Source organism: Brevibacillus sp. MS2.2 (assembly GCF_013284345.1).
GTDB classification, from domain to species: domain Bacteria; phylum Bacillota; class Bacilli; order Brevibacillales; family Brevibacillaceae; genus Brevibacillus; species Brevibacillus brevis_C.
In genome coordinates, this window is sequence record NZ_JABSUZ010000006.1 from 72,834 (window position 1) to 92,127 (window position 19,294).

The following is a 19,294-nucleotide window of genomic DNA, read 5'->3' on the forward strand; positions in this document are numbered from 1 at the left end:
AGTGCTGGAGTTATTGGCAAAAGCAACTACTCCAAAAAGACCGACTCGGGATGAATTTGAATTAGAAGAATTGGGAAATCAGCTCGCTGAAGCTAAAGATGATGGCGACAAAAGATCGTTGTCTGTTTGGGGATGTCGGAGAAAGTGTGTGGGCGGATCACGGTTCCTGACTCGTGTACTAGACTCGTTCACGTGGAAATAGAAAAGAGAAAGAACAAATTGAATGTCTTCGAAAAAACTATGACCCGTATCTGTAAAATAGCAGAGACTGGTCTTTTGTTTATTTTTGGTAGGGGAAAATAGCCATACATTCCGATATTTACAAAACAATGCTATTATCATTAATGGAAAACTGTTACAGAGGTACCACAACATAGAGAGAAGAGAAGGTGCATTCATACGAGAATTAAAGAGATTGATTATCTAAGGGCTATCAGTGCTATTGCAGTAATCTCAATCCATGTAACAGCGAGTTATGTAGAAACTAGTGTTATGGCGTTTGCTTGGAATCAGGTAGCGCGTTTCGCTGTACCAATGTTTATTCTACTTTCAGGATTAAGTCTTGCCTTAAGTGATCGGGGGAGCATAGGGAAACGTGAGTTTTTTAAAAGGCGGTATAATAAGATCTTACTACCGTATTTGATCTGGAGCATACTTTACTTTATCTATGCCCAGCGATACAATCTTGGGTCAGCCGAACCCTGGGTTCTTTTAACAACGCTAGGGAAGCATATGGTGAAAGGTACGGCTTACGTTCACCTATATTTCTTGGTGATCATTTGTCAACTCTATCTAATATATCCATTCTTGAAGAGTCTTCTACGGACGAAGACGAATTGGACGCTAACAGTTTCGTTTATATCGACCTTAGTAATGCACATGGCAATTTATTTACATGCCAACCAACTAATCGTACTACCTAGCATCAAGGTACCTTATGTTATTCTTTTTCCTGTATGGGTGTTTTACTTCGTTTTGGGAATGTTCGTGGCAATGAGATTTAATGAAATCTCAGCATTTGTCGGAAAGCTGACGCTCTGGCAAACTTTTGTACCATGGTTTGCCTCTCTGATCGTATTGGTGGTTGATAGTAAATGGACGGACACTTTTGCCTCCTCAACTAAGCCGAGCACTTTGTTGTACACGGTTGTTAGCGCGTTGTTCATGTACAGGCTGTCAACAAGCATGACTGGTTGGCCAAGGAAGGTATTACACTCGGTCTGTTGGTTCTCTACCCATTCCTTTTTCATTTACCTGATCCATCCTTTGATCATTAGTGAACTGTTTCACTTCAAAGGATTGAGAGTAGGAGATTCAGGATTGGTAATGTTATTTATACTAACGATCGTATGTTCCTGTGTCCTTGCCTATATGAGCAGTCGGTTTAAATTCGTCCATTTGTTCGGCGGAGTCTTCATCAGACAAAAGCAGAGAAAAGAAATTGATATAAAGGTAGATTATCCAAATTGAGAACTTATTGTAGATTATTGCGAATTTCTAACTGGGCACCGTAAAACACCAAAGGTAAACGAACTTTGAATAAACATCTAGGAAAATCCCTTTCCTGGACATTATAAAGGTTAGCTACAAGTAATTACCAGCACCAGTATTCGTCGATTGTATCCTCTCTGCCGACATAGATTACAACGGCAACGGAGTCTTCAAAAGTGCGAGGCACCTTCCAGTTTTATAGGAGGTGCCTCGACGTGTTATTTGGTATATTCCATCACTTCAAAGGATTGAATCTTACTGAATGCTACATAATCTTTTCGAGAGGTAAATGGGCCTTTATTAAAGTCCTTATCAAACATGTATGTCTCTTTGCCGCGACCATCTGCACGGTCATTGTACCAGTCGATGAAGTCTTGTACTTCGGATGCAGTTAGCTCAAATTCTTTCTCAAGACCACTAATCATTTTAATTACAAGAAGTGCGTTATCACCAGTTGGGGTTGGCTCTGGTTCAGGCTCCGGCTCAGGTTGTGGTTGAATATTCTTTGACATCATTTCTATTTCGCCAAGTGAGAGGGCTGCACCATCATTATTAGAAGAAATATTAATGCGATATGTTTTATAGCTATTTGGATTATCGAAAGTATATTCCTTTACTTCACCTAACACCCAATTAGTAACATTATTACGGACATCTAATACTACCCAATCACTACCATCCCAAGCTTCAAAGGTCCAATCTCTCGGATTCTCATTAATACTTAAATTATAATTCCTTGATTTTAAGGTGTATTTTGAAATAGTTTGTGGTGTTTGAAATTCATAGGATATCCATCCGGATTTTATTCCTTCGCTAGTTACCCATCCATAATCATTGGCTGAATCATTAAATGCATTATAGGGTTGATGACTCCCACTCCATTGACTACTAGCACTTACAATACCACTTGGAGTATTATTGCTTGTCATGATAGGAATCAAATCATCAGAATACTGATCTTCCGCATGACCAATGTTCTGACCAGAAAATAAAACAGAAAACATAAGGGCAAAGCGAAAGAAATGCTTGCTGAGCTTCTTTGTTAAAATCATGATAATCCTCCTCGGAATTCAAAAAATGGATAATAGATCAAAACACCATAGAAATATATTACAGTTCGTTGATTTGAGCAAAACAGTAAAAGGAATAAATTCAAATCAAAGGGACAGTCAGCGAAAATAGTCAAAGAGAGTTCAAAAAAACCGTCCCTGAATTTCAGGTGACGGGTTTTCGTGTTTCCTCACTACTTATGACAAGCCGTTCGCGCATATCTTCTCGACAGGAGGGAGAAGCCGTATGATCGGAATATATGCCAGGGTGAGTACAGAGGAGCAGGCCAAGAGCGGATTCAGCCTCGACGATCAGTTAAGGGAATGCAGGAAGAAGGCAGCGACGAGTGAAGCTGCCGAGTACATAGATGATGTATCAGGCGAGTTGCTAGATCGTCCGGCTCTCTCAAGGCTAAGACAAGATGTGAAGGACGGGGTCATTACAAAAATAGTTTGTCTGGACCCTGACCGTTTATCGCGTAAGCTAATGAACCAACTGCTTATTACAGATGAATTTGATAAGCGTGGTATAGAGCTTGTGTTCGTAAATGGAGAATATGCAAAAACGCCTGAAGGTCAACTCTTTTACAGCATGCGTGGAGCAATTGCTGAATTTGAGAAGGCAAAAATTAATGAGCGTATGAGTCGTGGAAGAAGAGAAAAGGCAAGACAGGGCCTCGTTCTCCGTGACTTTCAAATATATGGGTACAGTTATGATTCTAAGAAGGAACAGATAGTAATAAATGAAGCTGAGGCAGCAGTAGTGCGACTTGTATTTGATCTGTTTACTCAGCCAAACGATCTTGTTGAAGGGATAAATGGAATAGCCGTTTACCTGACCAGCAAGGGGGTTCCTACAAAACGGGGGGCGAGTGTATGGCATCGACAAGTGGTACGTCAGATGCTGATGAACGAGGCGTACGTAGGAAGATTTTATCAAAATAAGTGGAATACGGAAGGGATGCTGGGCAATCAGTTTCGCCAGCCAGATGAGAAAGTCCGTATGAAAATGCGCCCAAAAGAAGAGTGGATATTGTTGCCATGCCCATCCATCATTAGTGAAAAGAAATTTGAACATGCCCAAAGACCACTAAAGGAATCTAGAAGAAGATGGGCGGGCCGGAGCTTTAACGAGTACCTCTTAAGCGGCCTAATACGTTGCGGGACTTGTGGAAATACGATGCCAGGAAGAAAAGCGAAAAACTGGAGCCAACATATTTTTGAGTATACTGACGTTAAGAATACCGCAGGAGCAAAGAATAAGGGATGCGGTCGCCGTGTCAGATGTGAGCAATTGGACAATCAGGTTTGGGAAACGGTGGCGTCCTGGTTGAATAATCCTGACGAGATTGCGGTGGCAGTGGAAGATAAAGTGGAAACTCCGTTCGAGCAAGTGGAGATGGAACGCTTGCAAAAGGAACTCGAAAAAACAAAAGCGGGTCGCAAGAGATTGCTTAAATTGTTTGCTTCCGGCGAAGAAGATATTGGTGAAGAAGATATTCGCCAAGAGTTGAAAGTGCTGAAGGAGAAGGAAGATAAACTGAATCAGCGTCTCAATGAGCTGCTGGATCAAACAAAACAGCAGGTCGATTATGAGTATAGCCGCAACTTGATCCAGGAAGATGCTGAATATTATTTATCCAAGGCACAGGATGAGCTAACCTTTGAGGACAAAAAAGAGCTGATCCGACATGTGGTAAGGGAAATAAGAGTATTTGAAGAGAGCGTGGAGATATTCACGTTTTAAGTCTTTCTAAGCTCCTCTTTTGACATTTAGATTGAAATCCTCATGCATCTAAGAAGCCTGAAAAAAACCAAAAAAGACGTATCCTTGCACGACCCAATCGGGACGGATAAAGAAGGGAATGAAATGAAATCACCTTAATCGACGTCCTTGGCACAGAAACCGACGAAGTGGTCGACGCTGTACAGCTCAAGCTGGAGTCCAATAAGATTTACCAGCACATACACATCCTTGATGAGCGCGAAAAAGAGGTGATCATCGGCAGGTTCGGGCTGGATCAGGACAAAGAAAAGACACAGCGTGAAATTGCACGTGAGCTGGGCATTTCTCGTTCGTATGTATCCCGTATCGAAAAGCGAGCGTTAATGAAGCTGTTTAATGAGTTTTATCGAACGAAACAGCCGTAGGGAAGATAAAAGTTCAAGGCGTAAAGGAAATTCATTTGAAAAAGATCACCCGTAAGAGAGGCATTCTTTAAACCAGCCGTCTTACGGGTGATTGCTGTGCGAGTAGCTTCAAAAATGATTGTATCCGCACCACTTTCATTTTTTACACGAAAAAACAATCGTAACATCTGATGTTTGAAACAATTCACCCTGATGTAAAGCTTAAAGTCGGAAGCAAGGTGGGAATTGATCTATATTCGCATTTAAATCTTTTTGTCCTAAGTGATATTTATCTAAATTGTATCCAGTCTGAAGGTTATTCAGAAAAAGAAAGAAGGTAAGGATAGTGCGAACAAATGAGCGACTTTAGTAGGCAGAAGACCTCTACATGAAACAACACTCCTTTTCTTGGAGCGTAACGTAGCAGGATGGGCAAAAAAGAACCCACCGATAGCACATTCACTATGGGTGGGAGTGGGAATCGTTACCCTGCCTATGGCTCACTCTTTAGGGATTCAATCCAATCAGCATGACAGGTATCGCACAATAGTTCGTTGCGATCCTGCTTACCTTGGAAAAACGTGATTTGGCGAACGCTGTCGGTTTCACGTTCACAATAATAACAGCGATATTTCCCCAATTCGTTCCCTCCTTGAAGAGTTTTTCAAGAGTAACGATAGTTATTCTCCCCATCTATGGTTTTATCTAACACGCTAGAAATTTTTCAAATGATCATAACCTCAATTATGTTAAATCAAATCGTTTATGACCTTCTATGGTTTTTTGTCTGAAGTAAAGAAACAGAGGAAAAGCAAATGATAGACCAACAGTTAAAGTTGCAGCTATGTAAATCCACCAATGCTTAATGTGATGCTTTCTAACTTCTTGAAAAAGAAATACCCAGAAAATTAAGCAAGAGATTAGAAAATCGGTTGCAAAAAACGAAGAAATGTTGTTTGCAAAAAGTTCCGATGTAAAGAGTTTGATATCTAATCCATTTGCACGAAGGAACGGAATGAAATAACTGTAAGGCAAGACTGCTCCCAAAATTGCCAGTAACAAATATAAGTTTTTCATTCTCAACTTCCCACCCTTATTTTTGGGAATATTATACAGTAGGCAAAGAGTCAACTTCAATCCGTTTGAGAGTGAATTATTTGGTCTAAATACCATGGTGAACAATATTGTAGTTTTCATGAAAAGCCCGTTCAGCAATTGCTGCCAAAGCAGCTAGGGTTTTCGTCAGATCATCTCTGGTGCAAGTGTCTTTGAGCAGGTTCGCACCTTCGTTACGAATGATTGTAATGCCGTGGTAATTTAAGCCGGTTTGGTTGTTAAACTATTGGAATGTATGAGACAACATAATCAAATCCGTATAAGATACCGATTTTGGATATTACGACAAAGGGCGCTATGCCTGGCAATTAGATGACGTTGAGCAGATAGATGAGCCGATGACATCGAAAGGACAGCAAGGACTCTGGAATTGGGGAGGGGAACGGGATGCAATTCACCAGGCTACGTGAAAAGAACGGCAAGGAGATTTTCAAAGGGGATATCTTGCAAGATATCACTAACAGCGATGCTGCCGTCTGCTTAACAAAAGAGAAATTTAGATAATCAAGTTGTTTAAACAAACGAAATTAACAAGAGGCCTTCCGTAGAAAGCCTCTTTCAAAAGAGTAGGTTTATGGTGTTGTGACTGAAATAGTACCAGAAGTTCTCCCGGTCCTTTTGCTGTTATATCTAATGTAATATTCGCCAACTGGTAGCGGTTTACTACTTGTGAAGCTAAAGGATCCATTTCCATCTAAGTTTGCACTGCCATAGGAGGTTGTAGTACCATCCGGACGGTCTTTAACAATTGCATAGAGAACATAAGCGGTGTCACTATTATGAGTCTGACTCACATTAACTGTAACATAGCCTTCTGTATTTACATTGAAATACCCAGACGAACTAGTCTTATTACTTTTGCCTAAGTTCGAAAAATTTGCTACTTGTGTTGTTGTAGAAGGTGCAACGGTATTAGAAGTTTGTTGAGAATTGGCGGCTTCTGCCCCTGTTGGAATAACAAAAGAGGCAGTAAGTAATGCGAGCATAGCTGCTTGAGCAAACTTTTTCAAATCTATCATCTCCTAATTTTTAGATTCTAGTATATATTACATAATAAACCAATTTTTTACAATATTTTTCGTGTGCAAAACACCTTATAACAAACCACAGCATGAAGTCTTATAAAAATGAACTGACACAAAAAGTAGGCGATTCTTCAAATTGCTACAGCGCTCGGTATGATTTGAGCGTCTTTTCTATTTTTCATGAAACAATACTGAGTTGATTATCGTATTTTCATATAATTAGAGTTTCTAATTTCCGTTAATATGCTAAGGGATCGAATAATGAACGGTGTTTTAAGAATGCTTGAAGAAAAGTCTTGTAAAAAGTAAATAGGGGGTAAAAGCATTTTGAATGACTATATAACAACAATGAGAAAACTCATTGGTCATGAAACACTATTAACAGTAGGCTGTGGGGCTATAATGGAGGATGACTTTGGGAGAATTCTGCTTCAACAAAAAAGAGATATTTGGGGTCTTCCAGGTGGCCTACTGGAAATTGGGGAAACCTTTGAGGAAGCTGTTAGAAGGGAAGTTTTCGAGGAAACCAATCTGGTAATCAATCAATTTAAGTTGTTTGGTATCTACTCTGGAAAAAATGGTTTTGCCCAGTATACAAATGGAGATAAAGTTTTTAGTGTACAGATTATTTTTCATGTAACTAATTTTGCAGGTACACTACAAGGCAATGAGGAAAGTACACAACTTCAATTCAGATATAAAAATGAAATACCTAACAATTTAAATCCTCATCAAGCCCCATTCATTTTAGATTGGTTACATGGAAGAATCCCACCTGTAATAAAATGATTTAACGGGCTCAATTGCTTATAACAGATGTGCCAGAGACTAGCTTTGAGGTGTTTTTTTGATTGGAGTTTTAAATGCAAGCTCCTCAAAAAATCTCGACAAAAGCTGGATAAAAACCGGACAAAATCGGGGATAAAAGGCAGGATGATTTGAAATGGAGAAATCAGTAACGTTGGGATTATTTTCTAATGTGTGCATTTCAGCAGTTTTCAAGTTTTAGGACCCCTCTCGGAGCTTTGAAAAATCGGGAATTACTCTGCTGGGATTTACCGGCAAGGGGATTACATGCGAGACCTAAGGCTTCGGGCTCTCGGCCCTTGTCGGTTACATCTCATCTTTGTCTACGGAATATGGTAGTCACAATAGGGGAACACCCCCGTATGTTGGCGGGATATTGAGAGGCTGTCATGTTGATGATTGGTTCTAAGAGTGTTAAGAGGGATAGAATGAAGTGAAACAAGCCACCCAGTATATGAGTGGCTTGTCTTTGAGGGAGTCGTGGTCTCCCTGCTCAATGGAAATGTGTAGCTTAATCCAAGTACCTGCTATATACATAGTATTCATCAGGAAGGTTGTCATTAGAAATGATTGTATCTACTCTTAGGTTGTATGTTTTGTTTGCTTCGAGGTAGACATCGAAAAACTTATTATCGTAATTGGCGACATTTGCGTTGTACGACCCATTTGCATTTAATCGTAGCCAAAAGTCTTGATATCCTACACCACTACCTTTTGTTCCACGAGCGTAGACAAACTCAAAGCGAACGGTGCCTGATCTTGGAGGAGTAACTTTATAATAATCGGTGGATTGGTCATCTTGAAAACCATTAATTTGTCCACCGATAGCATAGAGACCGGCACCACTTAGTTTGTTGTTGTCCGGCTCAATGTCAGGATAAGTTGCTGAGGCATTAAAATTATCTAGTGCTGGAGACTCCTTAGCAGAGGCAACGGGGATGAGACTAGAGAGCAAAACTAATGTAAGCAACCCAGACATTACTTTTTTCACACGCTACTACCTCCTAAAATTTGGTATATAATATTATTAGCACCTTATATGTTAGTTGTATATGGAATTTTTTGGATTTTATTTTAATTTATATTTCTCACCACTATATAATTGATCTAATGGTTTGCCAGCTAAAGCAGGTGGTTAAATGTGGCTAAAGACGGAATATAATAACACTGAGAGCCCTCTTTTATTAAAAAGAGGGCTCTACCTTATGAAACAGGGCGAAAATGTTGCGAGTAACAAGGGAAATATATTACGATTCCATATATCTTTGATAACGAGCTAAACTTATGATTGGTATATAGAAAGGGAACGCCATATGTTCGCACAAGAAACATATATTTTAAAACCAAGACAGTTCATAAACCAAGAAGAAATGTGTAAAGAAAACAAAACCTTCATTGACTGCTTTGATTTAGTTTTTGTCTCATTGGACGATAGGGAAAAAATGAATAAGTACTTCTCGTGCAAAAGAGATCGCCGGTATGTTGATACAGCCATTCACCTTACCTTCAATGAGGATACATTGTTGCATAAACATGTCTTCGAAACCGATCTTTGGGGCGATTTTTTATCCCTCGTGAGTCGATTTATCAAATTTAATTTTGCTAATGTTCAATTCACTGGCACACAGAGTTATTTTTCACTAGTAGATCTTCCAAGTAATACTATTCAATATTCAGTTAAAGTGACTGACTCGATTTTTGATTTTGAGAAAGAAACGATTCTGCCTAAAAAGGAATTTGTCGAATTCATCCTAGTAGAAACCATAAAATTCAGTGAATCAATGATAATGTCCGGTTTTAACCAAAAATATTATGAAGATAGAATGAAACGGGCTACTCAGTGGTTGTATTGTGTTGATTTTTTGTAACTAGAAATGATAAGAGTCATTGAATCGAGATCAGGCTCACTATTCCATGAAAATGAAATCTGTGCATGATCAGATGAGAGCCTATCCTGTACCAGCAATGGTCGGTAGCCTAAAAACAATGTTCCTGATTCCATTCAAGAAATAGATCACCCGTCCCTGTTTTAAGGAGACGGGTTCTTTGCTGTGAAATGTTTATTCGTATCAGTAATCTGTGGGTGCACAAAACAGACACTTTATTTGACCAGGATTTCAACCTTAGTTCCGTTTGGAAAATCCTCTAGTTGATTGGAAATCCACGATCCAGCTCCTCGATTATCGGATGGTGATATGTATTCGATATGTGCCCCTGTTCCACCCTCAGCACACATTGCCATCGGCCATTCGTCTCGATCGAGTCCCTTTTTTGTAGGTATGCCTTTGAGTGATTCTTCACGATTTTCATCTGCTCCATCGCGGTCAATTGTACATACAGCGGACTTCCCAGAGGCAATCGCTTTTTTGATATGCTTTGCAGTCTGAGGGTATCGATCAGATGGAAAAACAATCGTATGGTCTACGTTCCCGTTGCTGACTGTTTTGTTCTCTATTGGCACAAGTCCAAAGAAATAGGCGGCTCCGACCAGCAGCACCACAATCAACATCAGCATTTTTCTGTGTGTCATGCTTTTGTCCTCCAATTAAGTTCTTTTTCAATAATAACACCACCCAGCGATATGTCGAAGGGATGTGATTAGCTTGAGCAAAGGGAACTAGCTATACCTGCAAAGGTCAGAAGTCCAAAGAATGAGGGACCCAAATATATCTTAACCTATGAATAAAAAGAGGCACCATCCTGTCTTAGAGGAGGTGTCTCTCATGTTATTTAGTATATTCCTAAGTTAAATCACTCGTCACTTTTGCCAAAGTATGTAAAAACATTCCAAATTCCAATAGCTAAATAAAGGAAGCGGCCACGCCAAACTCCTTTGGGAATTACTATGCAGGGATTTACCGGACTGGGGGAATAAATGGAGATTATGCTAGCTAAAAGGAAAAAATTGGAACGTTTTTAAATAATACGGTTGTATTGTTTAGAAACGCATGCTATGATGTCTTTGAAATAATTGGAAGGAGATGGGAATTATGTATTAATTTTGGTTTTATAAAGAAATATGAAAAAGGATTTGTTCGAAAAGATTAAGTGGGAGTGTGGAGTATGATTAAAAAGTTAATGACTTTAGGTGCCGTTGTTTCTGCATTAACTTTCGGTTCGCAAGTTGTGTTTGCAAATGACGTTTCACAAACTGAGAAATTAGGCCAAGAAAAGATTAGGTTACAAGAGGGCAGTGTCATTGGTAGAGATCAGCAAATCAAAAATGTTCAGCAGCAATCAAATGAAAACATCTTTTTTAGAAAACTAGGATTAAGAAATACTGATGGATGGATCGCTTATGAGGATTATGCCAAGTTCACTGTTAACTACTACCGAGTAGTAGAGATTACCACCCACCATACGGGACAGAATGCTGATATCGAATACGTAGTGGTTTCCCCAGGTAAGGAACCAAAGACGTTTCAGATAAAAGGAGAAGTCATAGGCAAACAGACGTTTTGGCTCCCACCTGGCACGTACTATGTGAACTTCCGTAATCACTCAAGTGATCCGGCTGATGTTTCTGTATCGGTAAATCAATACATGTAATGACCAGTAAGACTCACCATGACCAAGTCTACTCCCTATCAACTTGCTCTTCTTCAGAAGGCGGGTAAAAAGAAATGTAAAAAGGAGTGTTTTACGATGAAAAAGTTTATGACAAGCTTAGCGACAGTGGCATTATTGACTTCAGCAGTTCCTGCATTTGCACAGGAGGGGCAGCAAACACCTGTAACTACTGCAACCACTCCATATTCTTCATCTAACGAGTTATCAAAAGCTTCTGCTGAACAGGAAGAGTTTCAAGATATTGAAGTGCGTTTTAATCATGTTCCAAATGTAGATAGATATAAGTGGGTTCGTTACAATATAACCGATGGATATGAGGACGCAGGTGGTACTTCGTACTCAACTAGCACAAAAATTTATAGTTTGCGAATTGGAAAACTATACAGAATACATGCTTATGCTTTAGACCAAAACAATAATGTAATTGCAGTATCGAACGCGGTGGAAGTAAGAGGGGAAAGAGGGGAAACGGTTATTTTTCTTAATTTAAAATAATGGCTATCGGAATAGATAGACGTAAAAGCACCTCTTGGGTGCTTTTTTTATCGAGGTGGGCGGAGTCTCCCCATATTGAACAATTTAATGAGGTGTTTATGCGGACTCTTACGGGTGAATTTTGTTAGACAGAAGCTGTACCTCCTGTTTTCCTTCCCTACTTTACGTGTGTAAGGGATACTTCAAAGGCATCTAAAATCTCTAGAAAATGCGAGGCTTCTCTAAATACATGGTCAGCGAGCAACGGGGGGATTATGCTCTTGATTTTGCATTCCTCAATCAGATCACGAGCAGTTTTTTTGAAGTCACGCAATTGACGGACGGATACGCGATTTTGATCGACAAATTGATTCAGGAGCGGTTTCGTTTGAGACTGGGGACGCATGGAATCAAGATCCTGAGCTTGGAACAATAATTGATCAAAATCATGACTAAATTCTCTAGCTTGATCCACTAGCTTTCTTTCGGAAGGATCGAGCAAATGGTTAATAAATTTCGCATGGTCAGCCATGATTCGCAGGAAAAAGACATTTTCATTAATCACCGCATCTGGTAAGGGATCAAGGTTTCCTGTATTCAGTTGTTCTAATCGATTCCGGAAATAGGCGGCTTCCCGGCTCACGTGATCGACCAACAGCGGAAAGTTGTTACCACCGATTTTGCAACGAATAATGAGTCCGAGTACTTTGCGTTTAAAAGCCCAAATATAGGAAGCGGCATTGTGAACGATTTGATTAAAGTCATAGATTCGTTGAGGGTCTACATCAGAAGAAAAGGCAAGGGCTTGGCTTTCAATTTCTTCAAAAATGCTGTAAAAGCGATTCGCTTCTTCAATCAATTTTGTGTCTTCGCAGTTAAAGCCCAATTTGAGAAACAGGGAGTGTTCTTTCATGATGCGGGACCAAAAACGTATTTCCTCTAATGATCGTTCAACAAAAACATCTGTCATGTTGTACCTCCGCATAAGGATTTGGGCGGATCATAGCCCATTTTCCACTTTTGATCACATATGATGTATGTCTATGCGTTTACCCAGTTTCGTGAATGGGCATGAGCACAGAATGAATAAAAGAATGGTGCCCATTTCTTCATACAATTGTCTCGGGTGTGCTTGTCCCATAAAAAAACTCCCAGTAACGGGAGTTTTCCATGTTAAAAACGACGCATCGAATGCATTTGCGTTCTGTGGTGATGGGCCCGCATGCGATGGAAGTGTTCTCTTTCTCTAAAGGTATGATGACGCATGCGATCATGCCGATGTTCAAAAGCTAAAGAGCGAAAACGTTCTGCTTGCCTCATGTGGTGATGCATTCGCTGTCTGTGATGCTCAATAGGATCCATGACACTTCCTCCTTAACGTTGGTACTGTATAGCATATGAGGACAGCTTCCTGCTTGCTTATGCAAGAGTGGATATCGCAAAGAAAGAATGAAAAAGAGGCGTAAAGCCTTTAGCTTTCGCCCCGTTCTGAACATGGTTAAGCTTTTACTCGATTCGCGGTCTGGTCGGGAAACAGTCTGGTGATTGTACGTCGGCAACCTCAGATAGCTTCATCAAATAGTAGCATTCTTCTCGAGACATATGGTCGGCCATAAGTGGGGAGAAAACTCCTAGCAATTCATCGCACATTCGCATCTCTCCCAATTCATGCAAGAATACCTGAAAAAGCTTCATTTCCATTTCTGCTTGATGGTTAAAACGACGTAGTGCCGGGAAGTTATTCAAGTTTGTTCGGAGATACCCGGCCAACTCCACCGCTTTTAGGTAAAAATGCTCGAATTTTTTGGTGAATTGCTCACTTTTAAGCTGATAGTCTTTTTCCACCATGTCCAAAAGGGAAGTGATAGTGGCTGCATGCCCTACCGCATCGGATAGCCACAGAAGGTGGAGCTCTACCGGGTGATTGGCAGATGGTAAGCTTCCGGAGAGAAAAGCATGCAAAATTCGTTCATATTCTTCTAGTTCGTTGACCATGTGGTTTAAAAACGTTGGGGGAAGACTGATCGATATTTTACTGATGAGGTGCCTTTCCAAAATGTGGAGTTTAAAATCACGAAGTTGTTGGGTGAGCGCACTTGCTTGCTGGTTGAGGGTGAGAAGTTCATCTGAAGACAGGTTTTGCCTGGCGTTATCCAGTAAGTTATCGAATGACACGATAAAGTATATGGCTCTTTCAATCTCCTGCTCTTCATTCGGAGCGAGTGATTGAAAAATAAAGCGGGCATGATCGCCCAGAATTTGTAGCCAGAAACGATGCTCAAACAACATGCTTTCTCGCAAAGGGTCGTTCACTGTTTTTCCCTCCTTACTCCACATCAAGATATGTAAAAACGCCCAGAAGTGTGTAACGGATTGACCTTGACTCGGAAATAAACATAAATGGTAAAATACTTGTAGGAGCAGCAGCAGTAAGGGGGGAGAAAATGAAGAGGCCAATCATGCATATCCCAAAGACAGGCAGCGAATGGTTATGGGATGTAGTTGGTTGTTTATTTTTCGTGGGATCGCTACTCTTTTTAGTCTTTGCATGGAATAAGCTTCCTGACGAGGTGCCTGCCCATTACAATGCTCTGGGTGAAGTAGATCGCTGGGGCTCAAAATGGGAACTGCTTCTTTTACCTGGGATTGGTGGTGTCTTTATCATTTTCCTCATGCAGATACTCGAAAAACATCCAGAGCTGCATAATTATCCGGCACGCTTCACTGAATTGAATGCCGAGTCGTTTTATTTGCACAGTCGAAAAATCGTAAACCAAATAAAAAATAGCTGCTTAATTATTTTTTCCGTAATCTTGTTGGAGTCGGTTTCCATTGCGTTAGGATGGGGAGGCGGCTTTGGGAAATGGCTTCTGCCGATCACGATCATTGGGATGATTATTCTGCTTGTAATAGGAATCGTGAAACAGAAAAAGATTCAATGAGAAGAATGAGCGAGAGGGCCTTCAAACGGGAAGGTTCTCTCCTTTGTTTTTTGCAACAAAAACCATGAGGACATATGTCCTTCCCTATCCACCTTGCGATCCTTTTTAATTAGGAACAGATCAGTGTGAGGTGAGAGGATGAAAGGAATTATTTTTGCTATTTTGGGCGGTGTTTTCATTACCTTGCAAGGTGTAGCGAATTCAAGAATCAGTCAAGATATTGGTACTTGGCAAACCGCGACACTTACGCAGTTAACGGGTTTCCTCACGGCTTTTTTACTCCTGTTGTTTTTTCGAGATGGAAAATGGCAGGCATACAGGCGAGTGAAACCGTTATATTTGACAGGTGGGGCATTCGCCGCGTTTATCATTTTTAGCAATGTTACGGCCATTCACCATATCGGGGTAACCATGACGATTTCCGCCCTCTTGATTGCGCAGCTAAGCCTGACTTTTCTCATTGACAGTAATGGGTGGTTCGGTGTGGATAAACAAAAGATGAGGCTGCCGCATTTTATTGGGATCGGGATGATGATTCTGGGGGTACTGATACTGAGAGCCTGATGTCGAGAGGGTGAAACAGAGAAATGAAGGAAATCGAAAATCGTGAGCTTTTGCAACAATATCTCCGTGACCATCAGTTAGCGTCTGTTTTTCATGAGCCTTTTCTGCCGTATTTGTCCTTGTTTCAATTTGAACAAGGGGAGCTCATTTGTGCTCAGGGCGAAACGGCCTGTCATCTGTATGTTTTGGTGGAGGGCAAAGTAAAGATTTTTACGACTTCCCCCGAGGGAAAAACCCTGATCCTTTCCTTTAAAAAGCCGCTTGAAGTGATCGGAGATATTGAGTATGTAAGGGGAATTTCTTATCTGAATTCGGTGGAAGCAGCCTCGTCTGTTCAGATGATCGGAATTCATTATCGCTGGTTGAAAAAATACGGAACAGACTACGCTCCACTCCTGCAATTTTTACTGCAAATCATTACGCATAAATTTTGTGTGAAGTCCAACTCATTAAGCATCAACCTTCTGTACCCAGTTGAGGTACGTTTCGCTCGTTATTTGTTGTCCGTTTCCATAGAAGAGTGGAATACTGCCAACAAAGAACAAATCAGTACGAGCAATCTCTTGGATGCAGCGAATATGATTGGGACGAGCTACAGACATTTGAATCGGGTCATCCAGCAGTTCTGCAAGGAGGGACTGATTGAGCGTGCCAATGGATTCCTTCTGATCAAGGATAGGGAAGGTTTAGCTAAAATGGCGAGCGAGACTTCGAACGAATAAGGAGACAGGAGTGTCAATAACATGGTAGTCGGGTTATTCTTCGCGTTACTGGCTGGCTTGTTGGTCAGCCTGCAAAATATTTTCAACAGGAAAGTAAGTGAACAGGCAGGAACATGGTCTACGACGACACTTGTGCTTGGGATGGGATTTCTGTCGTCTTTGACGATGGGTCTCATTTTCGAAGGCAATCAGTTGTTTTCGCTTCCAGCTATGCAGCCGTGGTACTGGTTCAGTGGCATGATCGGTGTTGGGGTGGTCTTTTGTCTGGTGCAAGGGATGAGACTGCTTGGCCCAACGTATGCCATTTCCATCGTTCTCACTGCGCAGCTTGGCTTTGCTTTATGGTCGGATTCAATCGGCTGGTTAGGGCTGGTTCAAGTGCCGATTACTTTCACGCAATTGTTTGGAGTTCTGGTCATTGTCGGGGGTGTGATCGTATTCAAACTAGGCGGCGAATGGCAACAGAAACGCTCCATAAGTAAGATGTAAATTTTTTATTGACTTAATTTTAAACGTCATGATAAAATAAAAAATTTTAAATTCGATATTTGTGCTATAATGGATATAGATTGCTTTGAAGGAGGTGGACGTATGTTTCAAGTTGGAGACAAGGTTTTTTATCCGATGCACGGGGCAGGCGTAATCGAGGCGATGGAGGAGAAAGAATTTCTGGGTGAAAAACACCTCTATTATGTGCTCAACATGCTGCTGAAAGAGTTAAACATCATGGTCCCGGTTGAAAAGATGTCCGCTCTTGGTATTCGAAAGGTGGTCGAATCCGACATTCTGGAGAATGTCTTGGCCGCCATGCGAGAGGGGCAACGCGACACCGCCTTGAATGCAGCGCAGCGCTACAAGCTTCATACAGAAAAAATGAAGAGTGGCGATATTTACGAGCAATCTGAGGTCATTCGCGATTTGGTTGGTATGAGTAAAGAAAAAGTATTGGGAACGAGTGACAAAGTGATGCTGGATAATGCGCAGCAGCTCCTCATTAGTGAGATTGAATTGGTAAAAGACGTAGATACGGAACAGGCAACAGAAATGCTAAAGCAAGCTGTATGCCCGGAAGAAATGTCTGAGATTGTCCCATAAATATTGTCCATACAAGGGAAGTAAGGGGAGTGATTGTTACTGCAATCACCCCCTTTTTTGTATGTGCGTTAGAGCGGCAAGCCATGATCCAGTGAGAATTCTTGGCGACTGGCAAAGTGCTGGTATCCAGCGCGTAAAAAGGCTTTGGCCATTGGCGTGTTTTTTACATCGGTATCTGCGCGAATGGATGTTTCTCCTGCTAGAACAAGAACGTCTGTGGCTTGCTTCAGCAATCGATCAATATAGCCGTGTCCTCTTTGCTCGGGGAGAACACCTATGTATCCAATCGTAGCAAAGGTAGGGCTGACCGTAGGCATCAAAAATCCAATGAGCTCATTTTTTTCTGTATAGGCAAGCTGCCACCATTCCGGTTCGTATTTCATTTGCTGTAAATCCTTGAACATTTCCTGTGCTTGGACTAGAGGGCCTTTTTCCATGCGCTCCTCTGTAATTTGTTGATCATAGGTGAATTGCGAGACGCGCATGATGGCATCCACAAATGCAGCTTCGCCAACCTCAGGAAGACTGCGGTAGACGATCAGATCATGCGCTTTGTTTGACGGTATAGCAGTTGCATCAATCGGAGCATGCCATTCAAAGCGGTTTGTTTCCCGGCTAATTTGGAAGCCGAGTGCCTCCAGTACATTTCTTTGCTCTTGGTGATCCGTTTGCCATTGGGGAGAGGAGGAAGGTGAATCCAGGACGTAGCCGATTTTCTCCGAAAGATTTCCTGCCATGAGTGTAAAGACTTCGCGCAAAAAATGAGCTCCAAGCGAAGGACATTCTGTTTCTTTCCATGGAAGCTCCCACAATACCAAATCAGTCGCTTGATTACTGCCAGGCAATGTCCAGAAGGCAAGACGGCCAGTGATCTCACCTTGTACCTCCAGAATAAAGCACCAGTCCTGACGCATGGCTCCTCGTGCGAACATTTTGTCGAGGTAAGCAGCTATATCATCCCGAACGGATGCAGGGTGGTTCGGGAAGGCAAGAAATGCAGGTAAATCCTCCGAGTGGATACGGCGAACTGTGATCATGCAAGTCATCTCTCCTCTGTAACTATCTAAGTTAATTTCGTTAGTTACAAAAGGATTTTACCAAAATGTTCTGTGAATCGTCAATCGCGGTCTTTGTAGGAAAAGAGGAAGGGGAGGGAGTAAACTGACGGCTCCCTCGTTTGCTTCAGTGTTATTCAATCAATACGCCCCGCGACCTGCCTATGATACGGATGGCGCGATTCCACAGCAACTGGAGCTTTTTTCTCTGTAGGGGTCGCACATACAGATCAGGGCTTTTTAGATACGAACGCATGGGGATGACACGAAAGCGTATACGCCCTTGACTTACGTAGCGTTGCGAAAACGTCGGGATGACCGAAATTTGCTCGAGTGAAATCTGATTCCGCTCATCCTTCTCGACAGTAAATCGCAGGATTGCTCCGCACTGAGATTGATCAAACGAGAGCATTTTCTCTGATGTGAAATTGCCCAAAGAATACGCGACTAGTGTTTGTCTCTTTGTTCCGTGAGCAGTCGTGATACTCGGGGTGACAACAGGCTGCAGTACATGAGGGTGAGCCCCAAGGATGACATCAGCTCCGTTGTCAAGCAGGCTTTGTACGAGATGTCGTTGGCGAGTCGTCGGTGTATAGCGGAATTCAATCCCAAAGTGTAGGGAAATGATCACGACATCGACGAGAGGACGGACTTTTCTCAGGTCGGATAATATCGTGTCAAGATGAAGAAGTCGGACCATCCATGGCGTATGAGCGGGGATCACCTGCTTGTTTGTCCCGTAGGTGTACGCAAGCATGGCGATGCGAATACCGTTTACCTCCTTGATCAAGAAGGTATTTGCCTCCTCAAGGCTTCGATAGGTTCCGGTATGAGCAAGCTTGTATCGATCCAAAACATCAAGGGTTCGGCATAGTCCGGTTACTCCGCCATCCAGACAGTGGTTATTCACTGTCGTCAATACGTCAAAGCCAGATGCTTTCAAGTCCCGAGCCAATTCATCTGGACAGTTGAAGCGAGGGTAACCGGTTCGTGCCGAACCGATTTGATAGGGCTGCGCCTTCCCGGAAAAGGTGGTTTCTAAATTGCCAATCGTGAGATCTGTCGCTGAGAGAATCGGTGTCACGGGGTGAAACATATCCGTAAAAGAGAATTGATCTGTACCAGGCAGTCTGGCAGTTGCCACCTGCTCTTTCCACATCAGGATGTCGCCTACAGCGGCGATGGTGGCCTTCTTTTTCATTCGCTTCACCTCCCTTGCTACTCTATTCCAGAAGTCGTCCGTCTGATTTGGAT

Annotated in this window: 24 protein-coding genes and 2 pseudogenes; 15 read left to right on the forward strand and 11 right to left on the reverse strand. The window is 41.8% G+C overall.

The genetic code is table 11. The features are described 5' to 3' along the window. Positions 1–13: 13 nt before the first annotated feature. Together HP568_RS29680 and HP568_RS30225 are read left to right on the forward strand one after the other, a co-directional pair. Positions 14–303 (forward strand): annotated as a pseudogene (locus tag HP568_RS29680) (YolD-like family protein). A 153-nt stretch (positions 304–456) separates the two neighbouring features. Further along, on the forward strand, positions 457–1,470 hold the full coding sequence (locus HP568_RS30225; RefSeq protein WP_375154927.1) for an acyltransferase: 1,014 nt from the start codon (positions 457–459) through the stop codon (positions 1,468–1,470). Between the two features lie 239 nt (positions 1,471–1,709). Here the strand turns inward: HP568_RS30225 and HP568_RS07220 are convergent, their stop codons facing one another. Beyond that, positions 1,710–2,543 carry a discoidin domain-containing protein gene (locus tag HP568_RS07220; RefSeq protein ID WP_173628743.1) on the reverse strand — a complete coding sequence of 278 codons (834 nt, stop codon included), beginning with the start codon at positions 2,541–2,543 and terminating at the stop codon, positions 1,710–1,712. Between the two features lie 244 nt (positions 2,544–2,787). Between HP568_RS07220 and HP568_RS07225 the strand changes: the two genes are divergently transcribed. Both HP568_RS07225 and HP568_RS07230 read left to right on the forward strand, forming a co-directional pair. Beyond that, positions 2,788–4,287 carry a recombinase family protein gene (locus HP568_RS07225; protein WP_173628744.1) on the forward strand — a complete coding sequence of 500 codons (1,500 nt, stop codon included), beginning with the start codon at positions 2,788–2,790 and terminating at the stop codon, positions 4,285–4,287. A gap of 33 nt (positions 4,288–4,320) precedes the next feature. Beyond that, a pseudogene (locus HP568_RS07230) lies at positions 4,321–4,691 on the forward strand (sigma-70 family RNA polymerase sigma factor); the annotation flags it as partial. Between the two features lie 486 nt (positions 4,692–5,177). Here HP568_RS07230 and HP568_RS07235 read toward each other — a convergent pair. Then, entirely contained in the window at positions 5,178–5,363 is a 186-nt protein-coding gene (locus HP568_RS07235; RefSeq protein ID WP_162630235.1) for a hypothetical protein, read from the reverse strand. A gap of 51 nt (positions 5,364–5,414) precedes the next feature. Then, positions 5,415–5,747, reverse strand: coding sequence for a DUF2834 domain-containing protein (locus tag HP568_RS07240; RefSeq protein WP_048032196.1), 333 nt, complete (start codon positions 5,745–5,747; stop codon positions 5,415–5,417). Between the two features lie 426 nt (positions 5,748–6,173). On the opposite strand from HP568_RS07240, the gene HP568_RS30230 reads away from it, so the two are divergent. Further along, on the forward strand, positions 6,174–6,290 hold the full coding sequence (locus tag HP568_RS30230; RefSeq protein ID WP_113732267.1) for a YopX family protein: 117 nt from the start codon (positions 6,174–6,176) through the stop codon (positions 6,288–6,290). Positions 6,291–6,358: 68 nt separating this feature from the next. Here HP568_RS30230 and HP568_RS07250 read toward each other — a convergent pair whose 3' ends face one another. Next, complete coding sequence (locus tag HP568_RS07250; protein WP_173628745.1) at positions 6,359–6,805, reverse strand: hypothetical protein; 447 nt, start codon at positions 6,803–6,805, stop codon at positions 6,359–6,361. 333 nt (positions 6,806–7,138) lie between these two features. Between HP568_RS07250 and HP568_RS07255 the strand changes: the two genes are divergently transcribed. Beyond that, a complete protein-coding gene (locus tag HP568_RS07255; RefSeq protein ID WP_173628746.1) occupies positions 7,139–7,600 on the forward strand; it encodes an NUDIX hydrolase in 462 nt (153 codons plus the stop codon). A gap of 39 nt (positions 7,601–7,639) precedes the next feature. Here HP568_RS07255 and HP568_RS07260 read toward each other — a convergent pair whose 3' ends face one another. Together HP568_RS07260 and HP568_RS07265 are read right to left on the reverse strand one after the other, a co-directional pair. Next, positions 7,640–7,813 carry a hypothetical protein gene (locus HP568_RS07260; RefSeq protein WP_173628747.1) on the reverse strand — a complete coding sequence of 58 codons (174 nt, stop codon included), beginning with the start codon at positions 7,811–7,813 and terminating at the stop codon, positions 7,640–7,642. A gap of 316 nt (positions 7,814–8,129) precedes the next feature. Then, a complete protein-coding gene (locus HP568_RS07265) occupies positions 8,130–8,609 on the reverse strand; it encodes a hypothetical protein (RefSeq protein ID WP_048032197.1) in 480 nt (159 codons plus the stop codon). Between the two features lie 322 nt (positions 8,610–8,931). Between HP568_RS07265 and HP568_RS07270 the strand changes: the two genes are divergently transcribed. Then, positions 8,932–9,486: a hypothetical protein gene (locus HP568_RS07270; protein WP_173628748.1), complete on the forward strand. Its 555-nt coding sequence runs from the start codon at positions 8,932–8,934 to the stop codon at positions 9,484–9,486. A 233-nt stretch (positions 9,487–9,719) separates the two neighbouring features. Here HP568_RS07270 and HP568_RS07275 read toward each other — a convergent pair whose 3' ends face one another. Next, the gene (locus HP568_RS07275; RefSeq protein ID WP_048032199.1) at positions 9,720–10,148 is read right to left on the reverse strand and encodes a NucA/NucB deoxyribonuclease domain-containing protein; all 429 of its coding nucleotides are present in this window, start codon (positions 10,146–10,148) and stop codon (positions 9,720–9,722) included. A gap of 533 nt (positions 10,149–10,681) precedes the next feature. On the opposite strand from HP568_RS07275, the gene HP568_RS07280 reads away from it, so the two are divergent. Further along, positions 10,682–11,167: a hypothetical protein gene (locus HP568_RS07280; protein ID WP_173628749.1), complete on the forward strand. Its 486-nt coding sequence runs from the start codon at positions 10,682–10,684 to the stop codon at positions 11,165–11,167. 96 nt (positions 11,168–11,263) lie between these two features. Continuing rightward, complete coding sequence (locus HP568_RS07285; RefSeq protein ID WP_173628750.1) at positions 11,264–11,683, forward strand: hypothetical protein; 420 nt, start codon at positions 11,264–11,266, stop codon at positions 11,681–11,683. 157 nt (positions 11,684–11,840) lie between these two features. Here the strand turns inward: HP568_RS07285 and HP568_RS07290 are convergent, their stop codons facing one another. Continuing rightward, positions 11,841–12,632 (reverse strand): DUF2935 domain-containing protein, encoded by a 792-nt coding sequence (locus tag HP568_RS07290; RefSeq protein ID WP_173628751.1) that lies wholly within the window; start codon positions 12,630–12,632, stop codon positions 11,841–11,843. A 200-nt stretch (positions 12,633–12,832) separates the two neighbouring features. On the opposite strand from HP568_RS07290, the gene HP568_RS29990 reads away from it, so the two are divergent. Further along, a complete protein-coding gene (locus HP568_RS29990; RefSeq protein WP_048032203.1) occupies positions 12,833–12,955 on the forward strand; it encodes a hypothetical protein in 123 nt (40 codons plus the stop codon). A gap of 213 nt (positions 12,956–13,168) precedes the next feature. On the opposite strand, the gene HP568_RS07295 is transcribed toward HP568_RS29990, so the two are convergent. Beyond that, the gene (locus tag HP568_RS07295; protein ID WP_048032204.1) at positions 13,169–13,975 is read right to left on the reverse strand and encodes a DUF2935 domain-containing protein; all 807 of its coding nucleotides are present in this window, start codon (positions 13,973–13,975) and stop codon (positions 13,169–13,171) included. A 131-nt stretch (positions 13,976–14,106) separates the two neighbouring features. Between HP568_RS07295 and HP568_RS07300 the strand changes: the two genes are divergently transcribed. The 5 genes from HP568_RS07300 (at position 14,107) to HP568_RS07320 (ending at position 16,985) form a co-directional block, all read left to right on the forward strand. Continuing rightward, on the forward strand, positions 14,107–14,604 hold the full coding sequence (locus tag HP568_RS07300; protein ID WP_173628752.1) for a DUF1648 domain-containing protein: 498 nt from the start codon (positions 14,107–14,109) through the stop codon (positions 14,602–14,604). 138 nt (positions 14,605–14,742) lie between these two features. Then, positions 14,743–15,168, forward strand: coding sequence for a DMT family transporter (locus tag HP568_RS07305; protein ID WP_048032206.1), 426 nt, complete (start codon positions 14,743–14,745; stop codon positions 15,166–15,168). Between the two features lie 23 nt (positions 15,169–15,191). Beyond that, positions 15,192–15,890 carry a Crp/Fnr family transcriptional regulator gene (locus tag HP568_RS07310; protein ID WP_048032207.1) on the forward strand — a complete coding sequence of 233 codons (699 nt, stop codon included), beginning with the start codon at positions 15,192–15,194 and terminating at the stop codon, positions 15,888–15,890. A gap of 21 nt (positions 15,891–15,911) precedes the next feature. Then, the gene (locus tag HP568_RS07315) at positions 15,912–16,379 is read left to right on the forward strand and encodes a DMT family transporter (RefSeq protein WP_173628753.1); all 468 of its coding nucleotides are present in this window, start codon (positions 15,912–15,914) and stop codon (positions 16,377–16,379) included. 102 nt (positions 16,380–16,481) lie between these two features. Next, positions 16,482–16,985, forward strand: a complete 504-nt coding sequence (locus tag HP568_RS07320) for a CarD family transcriptional regulator (protein WP_048032209.1) — start codon at positions 16,482–16,484, stop codon at positions 16,983–16,985. 68 nt (positions 16,986–17,053) lie between these two features. Here the strand turns inward: HP568_RS07320 and HP568_RS07325 are convergent, their stop codons facing one another. Both HP568_RS07325 and HP568_RS07330 read right to left on the reverse strand, forming a co-directional pair. Then, positions 17,054–18,022 (reverse strand): GNAT family N-acetyltransferase, encoded by a 969-nt coding sequence (locus tag HP568_RS07325; protein ID WP_173628754.1) that lies wholly within the window; start codon positions 18,020–18,022, stop codon positions 17,054–17,056. A gap of 151 nt (positions 18,023–18,173) precedes the next feature. Continuing rightward, entirely contained in the window at positions 18,174–19,241 is a 1,068-nt protein-coding gene (locus HP568_RS07330) for a CapA family protein (RefSeq protein ID WP_048032211.1), read from the reverse strand. Positions 19,242–19,294 lie beyond the last annotated feature (53 nt).

Excerpts from the sequence above, each read along its gene's own strand:
- HP568_RS07315 (WP_173628753.1), top strand. The coding sequence starts at position 15,912 with ATGGTAGTCGGGTTATTCTTCGCGTTACTGGCTGGCTTGTTGGTCAGC.
- HP568_RS07325 (WP_173628754.1), bottom strand. The coding sequence starts at position 18,022 with ATGATCACAGTTCGCCGTATCCACTCGGAGGATTTACCTGCATTTCTT.
- HP568_RS07225 (WP_173628744.1), top strand. The coding sequence starts at position 2,788 with ATGATCGGAATATATGCCAGGGTGAGTACAGAGGAGCAGGCCAAGAGC.
- HP568_RS07250 (WP_173628745.1), bottom strand. The coding sequence starts at position 6,805 with ATGATAGATTTGAAAAAGTTTGCTCAAGCAGCTATGCTCGCATTACTT.
- HP568_RS29990 (WP_048032203.1), top strand. The coding sequence starts at position 12,833 with ATGTTAAAAACGACGCATCGAATGCATTTGCGTTCTGTGGTGATGGGC.
- HP568_RS07290 (WP_173628751.1), bottom strand. The coding sequence starts at position 12,632 with ATGACAGATGTTTTTGTTGAACGATCATTAGAGGAAATACGTTTTTGG.
- HP568_RS07235 (WP_162630235.1), bottom strand. The coding sequence starts at position 5,363 with ATGGGGAGAATAACTATCGTTACTCTTGAAAAACTCTTCAAGGAGGGA.
- HP568_RS07320 (WP_048032209.1), top strand. The coding sequence starts at position 16,482 with ATGTTTCAAGTTGGAGACAAGGTTTTTTATCCGATGCACGGGGCAGGC.
- HP568_RS07280 (WP_173628749.1), top strand. The coding sequence starts at position 10,682 with ATGATTAAAAAGTTAATGACTTTAGGTGCCGTTGTTTCTGCATTAACT.
- HP568_RS07270 (WP_173628748.1), top strand. The coding sequence starts at position 8,932 with ATGTTCGCACAAGAAACATATATTTTAAAACCAAGACAGTTCATAAAC.
- HP568_RS30230 (WP_113732267.1), top strand. The coding sequence starts at position 6,174 with ATGCAATTCACCAGGCTACGTGAAAAGAACGGCAAGGAGATTTTCAAA.
- HP568_RS07275 (WP_048032199.1), bottom strand. The coding sequence starts at position 10,148 with ATGACACACAGAAAAATGCTGATGTTGATTGTGGTGCTGCTGGTCGGA.
- HP568_RS07220 (WP_173628743.1), bottom strand. The coding sequence starts at position 2,543 with ATGATTTTAACAAAGAAGCTCAGCAAGCATTTCTTTCGCTTTGCCCTT.
- HP568_RS07310 (WP_048032207.1), top strand. The coding sequence starts at position 15,192 with ATGAAGGAAATCGAAAATCGTGAGCTTTTGCAACAATATCTCCGTGAC.
- HP568_RS07330 (WP_048032211.1), bottom strand. The coding sequence starts at position 19,241 with ATGAAAAAGAAGGCCACCATCGCCGCTGTAGGCGACATCCTGATGTGG.
- HP568_RS07300 (WP_173628752.1), top strand. The coding sequence starts at position 14,107 with ATGAAGAGGCCAATCATGCATATCCCAAAGACAGGCAGCGAATGGTTA.
- HP568_RS07305 (WP_048032206.1), top strand. The coding sequence starts at position 14,743 with ATGAAAGGAATTATTTTTGCTATTTTGGGCGGTGTTTTCATTACCTTG.
- HP568_RS07240 (WP_048032196.1), bottom strand. The coding sequence starts at position 5,747 with ATGAAAAACTTATATTTGTTACTGGCAATTTTGGGAGCAGTCTTGCCT.
- HP568_RS07285 (WP_173628750.1), top strand. The coding sequence starts at position 11,264 with ATGAAAAAGTTTATGACAAGCTTAGCGACAGTGGCATTATTGACTTCA.